The 14,040-nt window shown below is 52.1% G+C and carries 11 protein-coding genes; 10 read left to right on the top strand and 1 reads right to left on the bottom strand.

All coding sequences use genetic code 11. From position 1 onward, the window contains the following. The first annotated feature begins 20 nt into the window (after positions 1-20). A complete protein-coding gene (locus T320_RS13410) occupies positions 21-1,166 on the top strand; it encodes a mannitol-1-phosphate 5-dehydrogenase (RefSeq protein WP_037356889.1) in 1,146 nt (381 codons plus the stop codon). Between the two features lie 111 nt (positions 1,167-1,277). Here T320_RS13410 and T320_RS13415 read toward each other — a convergent pair whose 3' ends face one another. Continuing rightward, on the bottom strand, positions 1,278-3,398 hold the full coding sequence (locus T320_RS13415) for a cyclic nucleotide-binding domain-containing protein (RefSeq protein ID WP_037356892.1): 2,121 nt from the start codon (positions 3,396-3,398) through the stop codon (positions 1,278-1,280). A gap of 385 nt (positions 3,399-3,783) precedes the next feature. Here T320_RS13415 and glyQ point away from each other — a divergent pair, with 385 nt between their 5' ends. From glyQ to hemC, 9 genes are all read left to right on the top strand, one after another. Next, positions 3,784-4,665, top strand: a complete 882-nt coding sequence (glyQ, locus tag T320_RS13420; protein ID WP_026760105.1) for a glycine--tRNA ligase subunit alpha — start codon at positions 3,784-3,786, stop codon at positions 4,663-4,665. Next, a complete protein-coding gene (gene glyS / locus T320_RS13425) occupies positions 4,665-6,716 on the top strand; it encodes a glycine--tRNA ligase subunit beta (RefSeq protein ID WP_037356895.1) in 2,052 nt (683 codons plus the stop codon). Before glyQ ends, glyS begins: the two co-directional genes overlap by 1 nt. A 205-nt stretch (positions 6,717-6,921) precedes the next feature. Continuing rightward, on the top strand, positions 6,922-8,169 hold the full coding sequence (gene sstT / locus T320_RS13430; protein ID WP_037356898.1) for a serine/threonine transporter SstT: 1,248 nt from the start codon (positions 6,922-6,924) through the stop codon (positions 8,167-8,169). Positions 8,170-8,428: 259 nt separating this feature from the next. Beyond that, positions 8,429-8,989 carry a hypothetical protein gene (locus T320_RS13435; RefSeq protein WP_197019444.1) on the top strand — a complete coding sequence of 187 codons (561 nt, stop codon included), beginning with the start codon at positions 8,429-8,431 and terminating at the stop codon, positions 8,987-8,989. A gap of 1 nt (position 8,990) precedes the next feature. Further along, entirely contained in the window at positions 8,991-10,319 is a 1,329-nt protein-coding gene (locus tag T320_RS13440) for a secretin N-terminal domain-containing protein (protein ID WP_037356904.1), read from the top strand. A gap of 35 nt (positions 10,320-10,354) precedes the next feature. Further along, entirely contained in the window at positions 10,355-11,026 is a 672-nt protein-coding gene (locus tag T320_RS13445) for a response regulator (RefSeq protein WP_037356907.1), read from the top strand. Positions 11,027-11,183: 157 nt separating this feature from the next. Further along, a complete protein-coding gene (locus T320_RS13450; protein ID WP_037356909.1) occupies positions 11,184-11,846 on the top strand; it encodes a precorrin-2 dehydrogenase/sirohydrochlorin ferrochelatase family protein in 663 nt (220 codons plus the stop codon). After that, the gene (gene hemA, locus T320_RS13455; RefSeq protein WP_037356912.1) at positions 11,800-13,119 is read left to right on the top strand and encodes a glutamyl-tRNA reductase; all 1,320 of its coding nucleotides are present in this window, start codon (positions 11,800-11,802) and stop codon (positions 13,117-13,119) included. The genes T320_RS13450 and hemA overlap by 47 nt, the downstream gene beginning before the upstream one ends. Then, complete coding sequence (gene hemC / locus T320_RS13460) at positions 13,079-14,020, top strand: hydroxymethylbilane synthase (protein WP_037356915.1); 942 nt, start codon at positions 13,079-13,081, stop codon at positions 14,018-14,020. The genes hemA and hemC overlap by 41 nt, the downstream gene beginning before the upstream one ends. Positions 14,021-14,040: the final 20 nt, after the last annotated feature.

A 14,040-nucleotide genomic window follows, 5' to 3' on the forward strand; every position in this document is an offset into this window, starting at 1 on the left:
AATTTTTGGAGGTAATGAAAATGAAAAAGGCAATCCATTTCGGTGCTGGTAATATCGGCAGAGGTTTTATCGGAGAACTCCTCGTTCGTTCCGGCTATGAAGTGACGTTTGTGGACGTCAATGCAGAACTCGTGGATTTAATCAATGAGCGCCGCGCTTACGATATCAAAATCGTGGGGGATAAGCCCGAAATCATCCATGTGGAACATGTGCGCGCCATCAATAGCGCTACCCATCCCGAAGAACTCACGAAGGCCATCTGCGAAGCCGATATCATCACGACGGCTATCGGCCCGAATATCCTCAAATTCATTGCGCCGAATCTGGCGGCAGGCCTTGCAGAACGCGTGAAGGTAAATCAGCAGCCCTTGAATGTTATCGCCTGTGAAAATATGGTGGGCGGTTCGAGCGTGCTCAAAGGCTTTGTCGAAGACAACCTGCCGGAAGAAGCCAAAGAAGCCGTGGCTGAATATATCGGCTTCCCCGATGCCGCTGTGGACAGAATCGTACCTCTGCAGAAAAATGACGACCCCCTGCTCGTGCAGGTTGAACCCTACGCCGAATGGGATGCCAATGTGACCCAGGTAAAAGGCGAACCGCCGCAGATTGAGGGGCTGACCTGGGTGGAAAACCTCGAAGCCTATATCGAGCGCAAACTCTTTACCGTAAATACCGGTCATGCCTCCATTGCGTACCTGGCTTACCGCAAAGGCATCAAGGACATTTACAGCGCCATGCAGGATAAAAACATCGTGGATATGGCCCGTAAAGTTTGGCAGGAAACCGGTGACTTGCTCGTGAAGAAATTTGGTTTTGACCCGGCTAAGCATGAAGAGTACGTTAAGACCACTGAAAAACGATTCCGCAACCCGCACCTTAGCGACGAGGTAACCCGCGTGGCTCGCGGCCCCAAACGCAAACTCGGTGCCAAAGACCGTCTCGTAAGCCCCGCAACCCAGCTTTTGGCACAGGGCCAGAAACCCTCGGCACTTGCTACCGTAATCGGTGCGGCCTTCCACTTCGACTATGACGGCGATAAAGAAGCGCAGGAAGTGCAGGGCGCGATTCAGGAAAAAGGCCTGCATAAGGCAATCCTGAACTATACCCAAATCCCCGAAGAATCTGAACTCTTCCGTATGGTGGAGAATAAGACGGCGGGATTCTGATAATTTCAGACCCAAATAATCGGCTTGACATGTCAATTTTGACAAGTCAAAAGAAAGCGTGTATCTGACAAGTCAATTTGACATGTCGGATACACGCTTTCTTTGGTTAATTTACAGCTTCAAATATTCGGCCTCAATCTGTACTTCCTCGGGAAGTTCCTTTGTCTGGGTCAGAATTCTGCGGGAGAATAGTTCGAGGGTGCGGGCCCGGTCATCTCTGCCGACAAGCCAGCGTTCAATGAGTGGTTTGTACTGGGGATTAATCAGTAGTTTGTCCCGGTACGTTTGCGAGAAGGTGCAGTATTTGAACAGGATTTCCCGGGATACTTTGTTGAGGCGGGGCAGGCCTTCGGATTCCGCCTTGAGGAACATTTCGTATTCGGAGGCAAAGACGTTGCTGTAGCTGTTGCTGTTGCGCTTGAGGGCGGTTTTGACCTTTTCCTTCATATCGGCGGATAGGCTGGAATTTTTCTTGTAGAACTGCAGGTAGTTGCAGTATTCGGAGGTCAGGGACGGCTCGGAGATATCGCTGTAGTGCACGCCCTGAATGCGCTTGCACATTTCCCAACGGAATTGGGCGCACATTTTGATAAAGGTATCAAAGAGGTCTTCGGAATGAAGGATGGACACGACCATATGGGCGGGCGTGGTGCGTTTGCGCCCTTCGATTTCCTGCCACATGACGCCGCGGCTGCCGTAGTTGGGCATCAAGACGATGTAGGGCAGAATTTCCTGATTGTAGTCGAAGCGATTGATTTTGAGCTGCGGATAGGTGGCGTAAGCCGGACGGTAGAAGCAGCCAAAGTCAATGCTGCGTACATGGTTGAGTTCATCAGTGGCCCGCTGGGCGGTGACGAGACAGTTTTCTAGCGGGCGGCTGACCGACTGGGCATAGAAGGCCGGGATAAAGGAGAAGATACTGCCGTAGGTCATCTTGTTGGCGCCGGTGACCATGTTGTGCAGTTCAAAGGAAGCCATGGCTTTGGTATCGTCCAGCATGGCATCGGCCTGGGCCTGTGTCAGGTTGCCCTGACGCACTTCCTCCTTAAGATGGTCGGGCCAATCATTGTCAAATTCGTCCTTGGAGGGCGGTACTTCGCCGCGATAGATTTTCTTGAGCCATTCATAAGCAGGCAGAACACGTCCGTTGGGGTCATCTTCCCAGAGAACGGCATACTTATAGAGTTCGGCGGTGTTTTCTTCTCCGGCCAGTTCTTCATCAACGAAGCCAAAGAGCAGGAACATCTTGACCTCGGCGGGAATGTCATCGGTGGTCAGGCTTTTGAAGAACGCCGCTTCATATATGGTATAGAAGTTCGTGGTGATGTCACCGCGCAGACGGCGCATTTCGGCCGATTTTTCTGCTTTGTCTGGGGCTTTCATAAAGGCGCGGATATCCCGGCCAAAGGCATCCCCGATATCCCGGCTGGTTTCGGCAAAGGCCAGGATGGTGGTCAGAGCGTTCTTGATTTGGGGCAGGCTGCCGCTGCCGGATTCCATGGCTTCCTGGCGCGCGGCATCGTCAAATTTTGATTTTTGCGAGTGGTATTCCCGCATGAAATCGTCGGTATCGTTCTTTATCTGTTGAATAAACGTCTGGGATTTATCAATTTCCAGCTGTAAAATCCGCGCCATCTGGGCAGAGAGCATAATGACGCCTACACAGAAATGGATGTCGGCAGGGTAGCATTCCTTGCGCAGTAAGTCATTTTTATCCAAAGCGGCACGGCACAGAGCCATTTGCCAGCTGTCCAGAATATCCGGCTTTTCGGGCGGTACGAGCACGTTGATGCCCTCGAACAGTTTGGGGGCGACCATCAGCCGGGCACAGATATTCTTGTAATCGCTGTAGTTGGCTTTGGCGTCCTTGCATAGTTTGCAGCCTGCTTCGTAGAGTTCGGAGAGGGTATCGGCCAGCTGATTTAAGAAATTTACACTAGCGGATACCATCACAGGAGCAATCGTAGGCGTAGCGGTGATGGCGGCTGCTAAATCGTCCTCATCCGTGTAATCGTAGACAAAGAGGGTGCTGTCCTCGGCGGCTTGGAAGTTGTAACGATACGTTCCGCCGGCGGGATGGAAGGCGCCTAAAATCGTACCGTTGCCAACAGGCAGATTGATATCTGCGCCGTCACTGATGGTAAAACTGCCTTTGAGGATAATGGCTATATCATTTACGGTATCACCTTTGCGGTGGAGAAACTGACCTTTGGCAATATCGAGTTTTCCCATGATGCTTCTTGCCTCCTTGAAAATTCGGAAAATAATCTTGCTACCCTATAATTCGCTTTTGGTGAGTTTTTTCCTTCAAGGAAGTGCTGAGGATTGACAGCTTTTCCTAAGTTTGCTAAAATTGACCTCAGCGATGAAAAAGAGGAGTAGCGCGCACTTAGCGAGGCCGGGACGGTGTAAGCCGGTCAGAGCGTGAAGGGCACTTTGGAGCAAAAGACAAGAGAAAACTTTGAGGTGGGCTTCTATTATATAGTAGAAACCAATCAGGGTGGAACCGCGGGAATATAGAAATATAGTCTCGTCCCTGTAACGAGTGCGTTACGGGGGCGGGGCTTTTTTAGTATAAGCACGGTCAGCCGTAACAGGAGAAAAAGGAGTTGTACCTATGAAATTTCAGGAAATCATCCTGGCTCTGCAGAAATTCTGGTCAGAGCAGGGCTGTATCTTAGCACAGCCTTATGATGTCGAAAAAGGTGCGGGCACGATGAACCCCTCGACCTTTTTGCGTGTACTTGGCCCGGAGCCGTGGAACGTGGCTTATGTAGAGCCGTCCCGCCGTCCTGCCGATGGCCGTTATGGCGATAACCCGAACCGTCTGTATCAGCATCATCAGTTCCAGGTTATCATGAAGCCGTCCCCGGACAACATTCAGGAACTCTATCTCGAGAGCTTGGAACGTCTGGGCATTGACCCGAAACAGCACGATATCCGCTTCGTAGAGGATAACTGGGAATCCCCGACGCTCGGCGCTTGGGGCCTGGGCTGGGAAGTATGGCTCGATGGCATGGAAATCACGCAGTTCACCTACTTCCAGCAGGTGGGCAGCCAGGACGTTAAGCCTGTCGCTTCGGAAATCACATATGGTCTGGAACGTCTTGCTATGTACATTCAGGGGGTCGAAAATGTTTACGACATTCAGTGGACGGACGATTACACCTATGGCGATGTGTTCCATCAGAACGAGTATGAGCAGTCCGCTTATGCCTTCGACCTCTCCGACGAAAAACTGCTGTTCGAGATGTTTGACAAGTACGAAGCCGAAGCTGTCCGCGTAATCGCTGAAGGTTATGTACATCCGGCTTATGACTATGTGCTCAAGTGCTCCCATACCTTCAACCTGCTGGATGCGCGCGGTGCTATCTCCGTGTCCCAGCGTACGGCGTTTATCGGCCGCGTGCGTAAATTGGCACGTCTCTGCGCTGAATGTTATCTGAAACAGCGTGAGGAATTAGGATACCCAATGCTGCATAGAGGGGAGAAGAAATAATGAGCAAGGATTTACTGTTAGAAATCGGCACGGAAGAAGTACCGGCACATGTCATGCCGGGCATCCTTGCCCAGTTAAAGGAAAATGCCGCTAAGGCTTTTGCTGACAGCCGCATTGCCTGCGGGGAAATCCGCACCATCGGTACGCCGCGCCGCACGGCTCTCTTGGTCAAAGACCTCGCGGAAAAGCAGGAAGATGTGGAAAGCGAAAACCGTGGCCCGTCCGCAGCTATCGCTTTTGATGCTGACGGCAACCCGACCAAGGCTGCTCAGGGCTTTGCCCGTGGTCAGGGCATTGACCCGAAAGACCTTGTGGAAAAAGACGGCTATGTTTATGCCATGGTACATGAAAAGGGCAAGGAAACGGCGGAGCTTCTGCAGACCATTCTGCCGGAACTCATCTGCGGCCTGAACTTCCCGAACAATATGCGCTGGCGCGATTTGGACTTCAAGTTCATCCGTCCGCTGCGCTGGATTGTGGCCCTCTATGATGCAGAAGTTGTGCCTTTTGAAGTTGCCGAGGTTAAATCCGGCAAGGTTTCCCGTGGCCACCGTTTCCTGTCCCAGGGCGATTTCACCATCAACAGCGCTGCTGAATACGAAAAGGCCTGCGAAGAAAACTTTGTCATCGTTGACCAGGAAAAGCGCAAGGCTATGATTCGTGAGCAGATTGCCGAGGTTGCCGAAAAGAACGGCGGCAAGGCTGAAATCACTGAAGACCTGCTCGAAGAAGTGCTCTACCTCGTTGAGTATCCGACGGCCCTGTGCGGCAAGTTCGAAGAAAAATATCTGGAACTTCCGCCGGAAACGGTTATTACGCCGATGCGCGACCATCAGCGTTACTTCCCGGTTAAGACCGCCGACGGCAAACTTCTGCCGCTCTTTATCACGGTGCGCAATGGCGGCAGCGAACACCTCGAAACCGTACAGCACGGCAACGAGCGCGTACTGCGTGCCCGTCTGGCTGACGCACAGTTCTTCTTTGACGAAGACCGCAAGAAGAGCCTTGAAGAACACCGCGAAAAACTCAAGACCGTTGTCTTCCAGCAGGGCCTTGGCACGATGTACGAAAAATCCGAACGCCTTGTGGAACTGGCTGGCTTTATCGCGGATGAAATCGGCGCTGATGAAAAGGCTCACAAACATGCACAGCGTGCAGCCCTTCTGTCCAAGGCTGACCTCGTAACCGGTATGGTAACTGAGTTCACGGAACTGCAGGGCATTATGGGCCGTGAATATGCTAAGCTTGATGGCGAATGCGAAAATGTAGCCATTGCCATTGACGAGCACTATATGCCGCGCTTTGCCGGCGACAACCAGCCGCAGACGGAGGCCGGCCGCATCGTGAGCATGGCTGATAAGATTGATACCATCGTAGGTACCTTCTCCCGCGGCAAGATTCCGACGGGTTCCCAGGACCCGTTTGCTCTGCGCCGTCAGGCTCTCGGTCTTGTGAATATGCTGATTGAAGCCAAGTGGAACGTAAGCCTGTCCAAGGTTGTAGCAAAATCCATGGACCTCTACGGTTTGACGGATGAGGCTGTTCGCACGAAGATGCAGTCTGATGTAGCCGACTTCATGCGCCTGCGCCTCAAGAACGTGCTCGAAGCTGTCCGCTATGATGTGGTGGATGCGGTGCTCGAAAACGTAGACGATATCTACGCTGTCAGCCTGCGCGCTGCTGCTGTGGCTAAGTTCGTGGAAACGGCTGATGCCGCCGCTAACATTCAGGCCTTTGTCCGTGCGTCCAATCTGGCGAAAAAAGCCGAAGCAACGGAAATCAAGGAAAACGTCTTTGTGGCTGATGAAGAAAAAGCCCTCTACGATGTTTACAAATCCACCAACAGTGCTGTTGCCAGCCTCGTAGATGGTGAGGATTACGTCGGTGCCATTGACGCCTTGAAGGAACTGGCGAAACCCATCGATGCCTTCTTCGATGCGGTTATGGTTATGGATAAGGACGAAGCGGTTAAGAATAATCGTCTGGCCCTGCTCCATGCCATCGATGCTCTGGTTAACAAAGTGGCTGATTTTAGCAAAATCGTGCTGTAATTCCATAATATGTCTTTTCACCGCGTACACATTAAAGAAATGTGTACGCGGTGATTTTTTATTATTGGTAATCGTTCACTGTATAAAAACATTTTTACATTTTACCCTTGCAAAAGTGTAAAGTATAGTATATACTAACAGATGTATCATAAGGGTGAACGCACTTATCGTAATACAAGATATTTAATGAAGGAGGATGATTAGCATGTTTCGTAAAGTCGGCAGAAAATATATGGAAACTGCCCTCATCAAGCTAATCGCAGTCGGTTTAGTAGTTGGTATTATCATCGCTTTGACGGCGCCGGGGATGGTGCCCCTGGTGTCCATCTTTGGTGATTTGTTTGTCCGGGCCTTGAAAGGTGTGGCACCGGTGCTGGTGTTCGTATTGGTTATGAACGCCATGGCACAGAAAAATGCGGATGCCAGTGCATCCATGCGGCCCATTGTAAGACTTTATGTCTTTGCCACCTTCTTTGCTTCGTTGGTGGCGGTGGCTTATTCTTTTGCTTTCCCCACGACACTGCACTTGCAGCTGGCGGATGCAAAGCTCACGCCGCCCAGCGGTATTCTGGAAGTTCTGCACAACCTTGTGCTGAATGTGGTGGATAACCCCATTCATGCCATTGCCAATGCCAATTACATCGGCATCCTGGCCTGGGGGGTGCTGACGGGCGTGGCTTTGCATAGCGCATCGGATACGACCAAGGCAGCGCTGAATGATTTTGCCAAGGCTGTGACCAAACTCGTGCAGTGGGTTATTCGCCTGGCACCCTTCGGCATCATGGGCCTCGTGGCAGATGCTATCGGCACGAATGGCGCAGATGCCATTTTGGGTTACTTCCATCTGCTGGCCGTTCTTCTGGGCGCATTCTTCTCCGTAGCGCTCATCATGAACCCGCTGATTGTGTATATGCACATTCATCGCAATCCCTATCCGCTGGTACTCACGACTTTGCGGGAAAGCGGTATTTATGCTTTCTTTACGAGAAGCTCGGCAGCCAACATTCCGGTAAATATGGACTTGTGCGAGCGCCTGGGCCTCAATAAGGATACCTATTCGATTTCCATTCCGCTGGGTGCTACCATCAACATGAGTGGTGCAGCCATCACCATTGCGGTGCTGTCCCTGGCTTGTGCTCATACGCTGGGCATTGATGTGGACCTGCCCACGGCACTTCTGCTCTGCATTATCGCGACGGTTGGTGCCTGCGGTGCTTCTGGTGTGGCAGGCGGTTCTCTGCTGCTGATTCCCGTGGCCTGCTCGTCCTTTGGTATCAGCAATGATATTGCTATGCAGGTCGTTGGTGTTGGCTTCATCATCGGCGTACTGCAGGATTCCTGCGAAACAGCGCTCAACAGCTCCAGTGATGTGCTCTTTACGGCTACGGCGGAACTGACGCAGAAGGCCAAAGAAGGGACGCTGACGGAAGCGGATTTGGTCGCTAAGAACTAAAGTTTCGGTTACATTGATATGCTAAGACGCCCGGCGGCTGATAATACTTTCCCTCTGCTTATGCAGGCTTGCCTAACGCGACGGGAATGTATCATCAGCCGCCGGGCTTAGTGCGTACATTACATCTGCTTATTAAGGCACCGTGGGGACAGATAATATTTTTCCTCCGACCTTGTGCCACGAACAGGGCTCAAATCTGAATTAAAAGCTGGCAAAAACTTCCTGCAGGATGTATAATAAAATAAAACTTCCACGATATATGGACAGAGAAGGCGAAAGTATGGAGCTTGAGCGAAAAATGAAGCGTAAGCTGCTTGCTGGAGTGGGGATTTTTATTTTATTGGCGTTAGCAGGGGCTTGGTATGCCGATGAGGCAGAGAAGTCTCCTCTTGTGTTGCAGGCGAAGCAGGAATCTGCGGAGAAGCAGACAGGGACGACGGAGGTTATCGGTCTGCAGCAGGCGATAGCCGGCAGCGAATTGCGCAATCCTTTTTCATTTGTCCATGAGCGGGAAGGAGAGCCAGTTCAAGGGATGCTACCGGCCTCTAAAAATGAATTGCCGTCTGCAGCCCCGCCTGCTGCAGTTGCAGCGGAAAAGCAGAGCAATATTCCCGCGGCTCCGGCGATTTTCCTTTGTGGCATTGTGGAAGGCAATGGCCAGCGGCTGGCGCTGCTGCGTGTGGGCAGCAATACGGTGACAGCAGCTGTTGGGGAATGGGCAGATGGCTGGCAGGTGACGGGCATAGGCACGGCTACGGTTACGGTGGAGCGTTCCGGGCAAGTGCTTAGCCTGAATATGTCAGAGACGGGGGCGAAGTGATATGGGTGGAAAGAAGTTTTGCCTGTTTGGTTTGCTTTTGTTGTTGTGGCTGAATCCGATAAAGGCGCTGGCTTCTCCAGTGCATTTACAGGTGCAGAATGCGCCCACGGGGACGGTGCTCATGTCCGTGGCCCGGTTGGGTGGCTTCAATATTTTGCTGGCGGATAACATCGGAGGAACGGTGACTGTCAATGTGGAAGAAGAGCCGGCAAATATTTTGGAACTTATAGCGGCTTCCCAAGGACTACTATTGGAAAAATATGGCAACATCTATGTACTGACCCCACCGGACAAGAGCAATGCTCTGCGGCGGGTACACAGCTATCAGGCAAAGTATGCCCGGCCTGCTGATTTGGCGAAAGTTGCAAAATTATCTTTGGGAGAAGCAGGAAAAAAGTCCCAAATGACGAAAGATAATAACATAGCGGGTAACTCTGCAAAAGGTCAGTCCACTGAAAAGGCAGGTGTGGCGGAAAATTCTTCTCGTGTGCTCGTGGATGAATCTGCCGGGAAGGTGGTTTTTTATGGCACCGACGCTGAAGCACAGCGGTTGCAGGAGGCGCTGCAGCAGGTGGATATTCCCGCTAAACAAGTGAGCATTGAAGCCAAAGTAGTGGCCCTGTCCAAGAATGCGGCGAAGAATTTAGGTGTGGAATGGGAATGGTCAAAATTACCCAAATATCCTGAAGCCCGCAAGACTTACCGCCATGAAGGCAGGGAAAATGAACGGGTGGAGTACGAAATGCGCCGTTATTACAATGGCAAAAACGAGGACATTCCGGGAATCATCCAGTTCGGTCATGGCCCCGAGGGGCAGCCCTTTGAGTTTTATTTCAGTGCCAAGTTAAATGCCATGGTGACAGATGGCAAGGCCAAGATTCTGGCACGGCCTAATATCACCACCATTCAGGGGCATGAGGCGGTCATCAATATCGGTGGGGAGGTGCCGGTGCCCACGCAGACGGTGACGGAAACATCCACAACCAATACGGTGACCTATCGGCAGGCTGGCATCATTCTGCGCTGCACGCCCCGGGTAAATGCCGAGGGGCAGATTACAGCGGAAGTGCATACGGAGGTCAGCACTCCGGAATTTGTGACGGATATGAAGGCCTATCGCTTCCAGCGCCGCAGTGCGGATACCATGGTGCGCCTGCAGGACGGGGAAACCATGGTGATTGGCGGGCTTATCGGCAGTGAGGAATCCCGCAGTATGAGTAAGATTCCCTTTTTAGGGGATATTCCCATCTTGGGAAATTTTTTCAAAAGTGTACGGCATAGTCATACGGAGTCGGAGGTCATGATTTTCCTCAAGGCGCATGTGCTATGAAGTGACGGATTAACAGTGATAAAGGAGAAACGATTATGGCGATAAAAATTTTGATAGCAGACGACCATGCGCTTCTACGACAGGGGATAAAGAGAGTACTCAATTTTGAGGATGGGTTTGAGGTTATCGGTGAGGCTGAGGATGGCCAGGAAGCCGTGGCCCGGACTTTGATGCTGCAGCCGGATGTCCTGCTGCTCGACATCAATATGCCCGGACTCAGTGGTCTGGAAGTGGTGAAGCAGCTGAAGCAGGCGGACTGCGAAACCCGCGTTATCGCGCTGACCATTCACGACAGCGACAATTACATTTTGGAAATGCTCAAAAATGGCGCCCTGGGTTATCTGCTGAAAGATGTGGAACCGGCAGTGCTCATCAAGGCTATCCATGTAGTGAACGGCGGCGATGCTTTCGTTTATCCGGAATTGGCGGAGCGCCTCTTTGGCAGTGCCACCGTATCGGATGATGTGGAAATCAAGGCCCGGGAGATGCTCGACGAAAGCCGTGGTGAACGGCTGACAGCCCGGGAAATGGATGTGCTGGAATGTGTAGCCAAGGGCTTTTCCAATCAGGATATCGCCAAAGCTCTGGGACTCAGTGAAAAGACCGTCAAAAATCATATGACCCGTGTTCTGCGCAAGCTGAAAGTTGAGGATAGAACACAGGCTTTGGTCTATGTGCTGAAAAATAAAATTATCTCCCTGGATTGAGATATTTCTTGTGTAAACATCCAAAAGCAGAAGTCGAAAATTTATCGATTTCTGCTTTTTTTTCGCGTCCGTATAAGGTATAATAAGAACAGTAGAAAAATATGAATCCGATTCGTAATTGAGAGGTATTCACAAACGTAAAGTAGAAGGTGATCAGGTGCTTTATCCGCTGAATTTGGAACTGGCGGGCAGAAGCTGTGCTATCATTGGCGGTGGTCAGGTGGCTTGCCGGAAGGCCAAGGGCCTGTTGGCGGCCGGAGCCAAAGTCACGGTGATAGCACCGGAGCTGACGGGCTCCCTGCAGGAATTAGCCAGACAAGACAGAATTTCCTGGCGTCCGGAGGGATATCAGCGGGGCATGCTGCAGGCAATTAGGCCATTGCTGGTCTTTGCCACAGCAGACGATAAAGCGGCCAATGATGCGGCTATTGCCGAGGCGAAGGAACTCGGGGCATTGGTCAATGCAGCGGCAGATCTTGAGCAGACGGATTTTCATGTGCCTTCCCGTATTGAGCGGGGTGATTTACTGCTGACGGTTTCCACTGGCGGCGGCAGTCCCGCCTTTTCGAGGCTCCTGCGTGAGCGGCTGGAGCAGGAATACCCCAATGGTTTCGGAGATTTTTTGGTACGGTTAAGCAGATTGCGTCAGACAGTAAAGGGGATGCCGGGGGGCAGCCAGGAGCATGAGAGGCTCTGGCGGCAGGCGCTGACGCAGCATGTGATTGATTTAGTGAGAGCAGGTCAGTTAGACCAGGCGGAGGAAGAGATAAAAAATGGAATTATTAATGCTGGGGCTCAACCACAAGACGGCACCTGTTGATGTACGTGAGCGGTTTTCCATCCCCAAGGCAGCAGTAAAGAGCGGCCTGGCCAACTTAGGGGAGTATGAAGGTATATTGGAAGCGGTGGTACTCTCCACCTGCAACCGCAGCGAAATGTATGCGGTGGTGGATGATGCAGAACGAGATTTAGCAACCCTCAAGCAGTTTCTCTTCGATTTGACGGGCAATGAGGAGAATATTGACGAATATCTCTATCATTATGCCGATGAAGAATGTATCGAACATCTGTTCCGGGTAGCGTCCAGTCTGGATTCCTTGGTACTGGGGGAAGGCCAGATTCTTTCCCAGGTCAAGGAAGCCTATGCCATGGGGCGGGAGGCCGGTACTACGAGTACGGTGCTCAACACGCTTTTCCATCGGGCAATTGCTACGGGCAAGCGGGTGCGTACGGAAACACGCATTCAGTTTAACTCGGTGTCCGTGAGCTATGCGGCGGTGGAACTGGCTAAGGAAGCCTTTGGTGCGCTGACGGAAGCCAGTGCCCTGATTTTCGGCGCCGGGAAGATGGCGGAACTTACCGCCCAGCATCTGATTTCCCAGGGCGTGAAGAAAATCTATGTGACCAACCGTCATCTGGACCGGGCAGAACTTCTGGCCAGCCAGTTTAACGGCGAGGCTGTGCCCTTTGATGAAGCCATGAAGCGGGCGGTGGATGTTGATGTGATTGTGACTTCCACCGGGGCGCCGCATTATGTGATTAAACCTTGGGAAACCCGGCAGCTTATGACCAAGCGCAAGGGCCGCCAGCTGTTCCTGATTGATATTGCCGTTCCGCGTGATGTTGACCCCGAAGTGGGTGATATCAAGGGTGTAACGCTCTACAATATCGACGCTTTGGAAGAAGTGGTCGATGAACATATCGAGGAACGCCGTCAGGAAGCCAAACAGGCGGAAAAAATCGTGGCCGAAGAAGTGGCCTCCATTGAGGAAAAGTTCCAGTACCTCTCGTTCCGTCCCTTGATGGCGCTGCTCTCTGACCGCTGCGAGCGCATCCGTCAGCGGGAAGTCAAGCGGGCCAGCTCCAAACTGCCGGAGCTTACGGAGGAAGAATGGCGGCAGGTAGAACACATGAGCCGCATGATTGTGCGCAAGATTTTGCGCATGCCCATGATGAAACTTAACTCTGCCGCTGGCACGGAAAATGAGCAGTTTTATATCGACGCCATGCGGGCGCTATTCAAACTTGATACGATAGGAGAGACAGCAACCAGTGAAGAAAGACACAATCGTTATCGGTACGCGCAGCAGTAAGCTTGCTCTCTGGCAGGCAGAATATGTAAAAGGCCGTTTGGAAGAAGAATATCCCGGCCTTAAAGTCGAACTCAAATTAATGACCACCAAGGGGGATAAGATTCTCGATGCCCCCTTGGCCAAAATCGGTGGCAAGGGCCTCTTTACCAAAGAACTCGAAATGGATATGCTCTCGGGCGGCATTGACCTTGCGGTGCACAGCCTCAAGGATATGCCGACAGAGCTGCCCGAAGGGCTGACGCTTGCCGCCATTACCAAGCGGTTTGACCCCGGTGATGCCGTGGTCAGTCCAAAATTTAAGACATTTGCAGCGTTGCCTTGTGGCGCAAAAGTAGGTACATCGAGCCTGCGCCGCAAGGCACAGCTTTTGCATGCCCGTCCGGACCTTAATATCTGTGACCTGCGGGGCAATGTGAATACGCGGCTGGCCAAACTGGAAAGTGAAAACTTCGATGCCATTATTTTGGCGGTGGCCGGACTCAAACGCCTGGGCTTTGGTGAGCGCATCACAGAAGTCCTGCCCCGCGATATGGTACTGCCTGCCGTAGGGCAGGGGGCACTGGCCATTGAAACCCGCGAGGATGATGCGGAGATGCGCGAAATGCTCGCGTTCCTCAATGACGAAGCCACGGTACATTGTGCCAAGGCAGAACGTGCCTTTTTGGGCAGGGTAGAGGGTGGCTGTCAGGTGCCGGTTGGCGTTTACGCCGTGCCTGCTGACAACGACGAAATACAGGTAGAAGCCGTAATCGCTTCCTTGGACGGTCAGCGCCTCTACCGCGATAAACTCAGCGGCAAGGCTTGTGAGGCTGAAAAATTGGGCGTAACGTTGGCCGAAAAACTTCTCGCTGCCGGCGGACAGGAAATCTTGCAGGAACTTGGTTTGTTGCAGAATAAATAAGACAGAAAAGGGATGACATA

The sequence above is a fragment of the Selenomonas sp. FC4001 genome (genome assembly GCF_000701565.1).
Taxonomy (GTDB): domain Bacteria; phylum Bacillota; class Negativicutes; order Selenomonadales; family Selenomonadaceae; genus Selenomonas_A; species Selenomonas_A ruminantium_B.

Bases quoted from the DNA above. Each gene is read 5' to 3' on its own strand.
- T320_RS13410 (WP_037356889.1), top strand. From the start codon at position 21: ATGAAAAAGGCAATCCATTTCGGTGCTGGTAATATCGGCAGAGGTTTT.
- T320_RS13415 (WP_037356892.1), bottom strand. From the start codon at position 3,398: ATGGGAAAACTCGATATTGCCAAAGGTCAGTTTCTCCACCGCAAAGGT.
- glyQ (WP_026760105.1), top strand. From the start codon at position 3,784: ATGAAATTTCAGGAAATCATCCTGGCTCTGCAGAAATTCTGGTCAGAG.
- glyS (WP_037356895.1), top strand. From the start codon at position 4,665: ATGAGCAAGGATTTACTGTTAGAAATCGGCACGGAAGAAGTACCGGCA.
- sstT (WP_037356898.1), top strand. From the start codon at position 6,922: ATGTTTCGTAAAGTCGGCAGAAAATATATGGAAACTGCCCTCATCAAG.
- T320_RS13435 (WP_197019444.1), top strand. From the start codon at position 8,429: ATGGACAGAGAAGGCGAAAGTATGGAGCTTGAGCGAAAAATGAAGCGT.
- T320_RS13440 (WP_037356904.1), top strand. From the start codon at position 8,991: ATGGGTGGAAAGAAGTTTTGCCTGTTTGGTTTGCTTTTGTTGTTGTGG.
- T320_RS13445 (WP_037356907.1), top strand. From the start codon at position 10,355: ATGGCGATAAAAATTTTGATAGCAGACGACCATGCGCTTCTACGACAG.
- hemA (WP_037356912.1), top strand. From the start codon at position 11,800: ATGGAATTATTAATGCTGGGGCTCAACCACAAGACGGCACCTGTTGAT.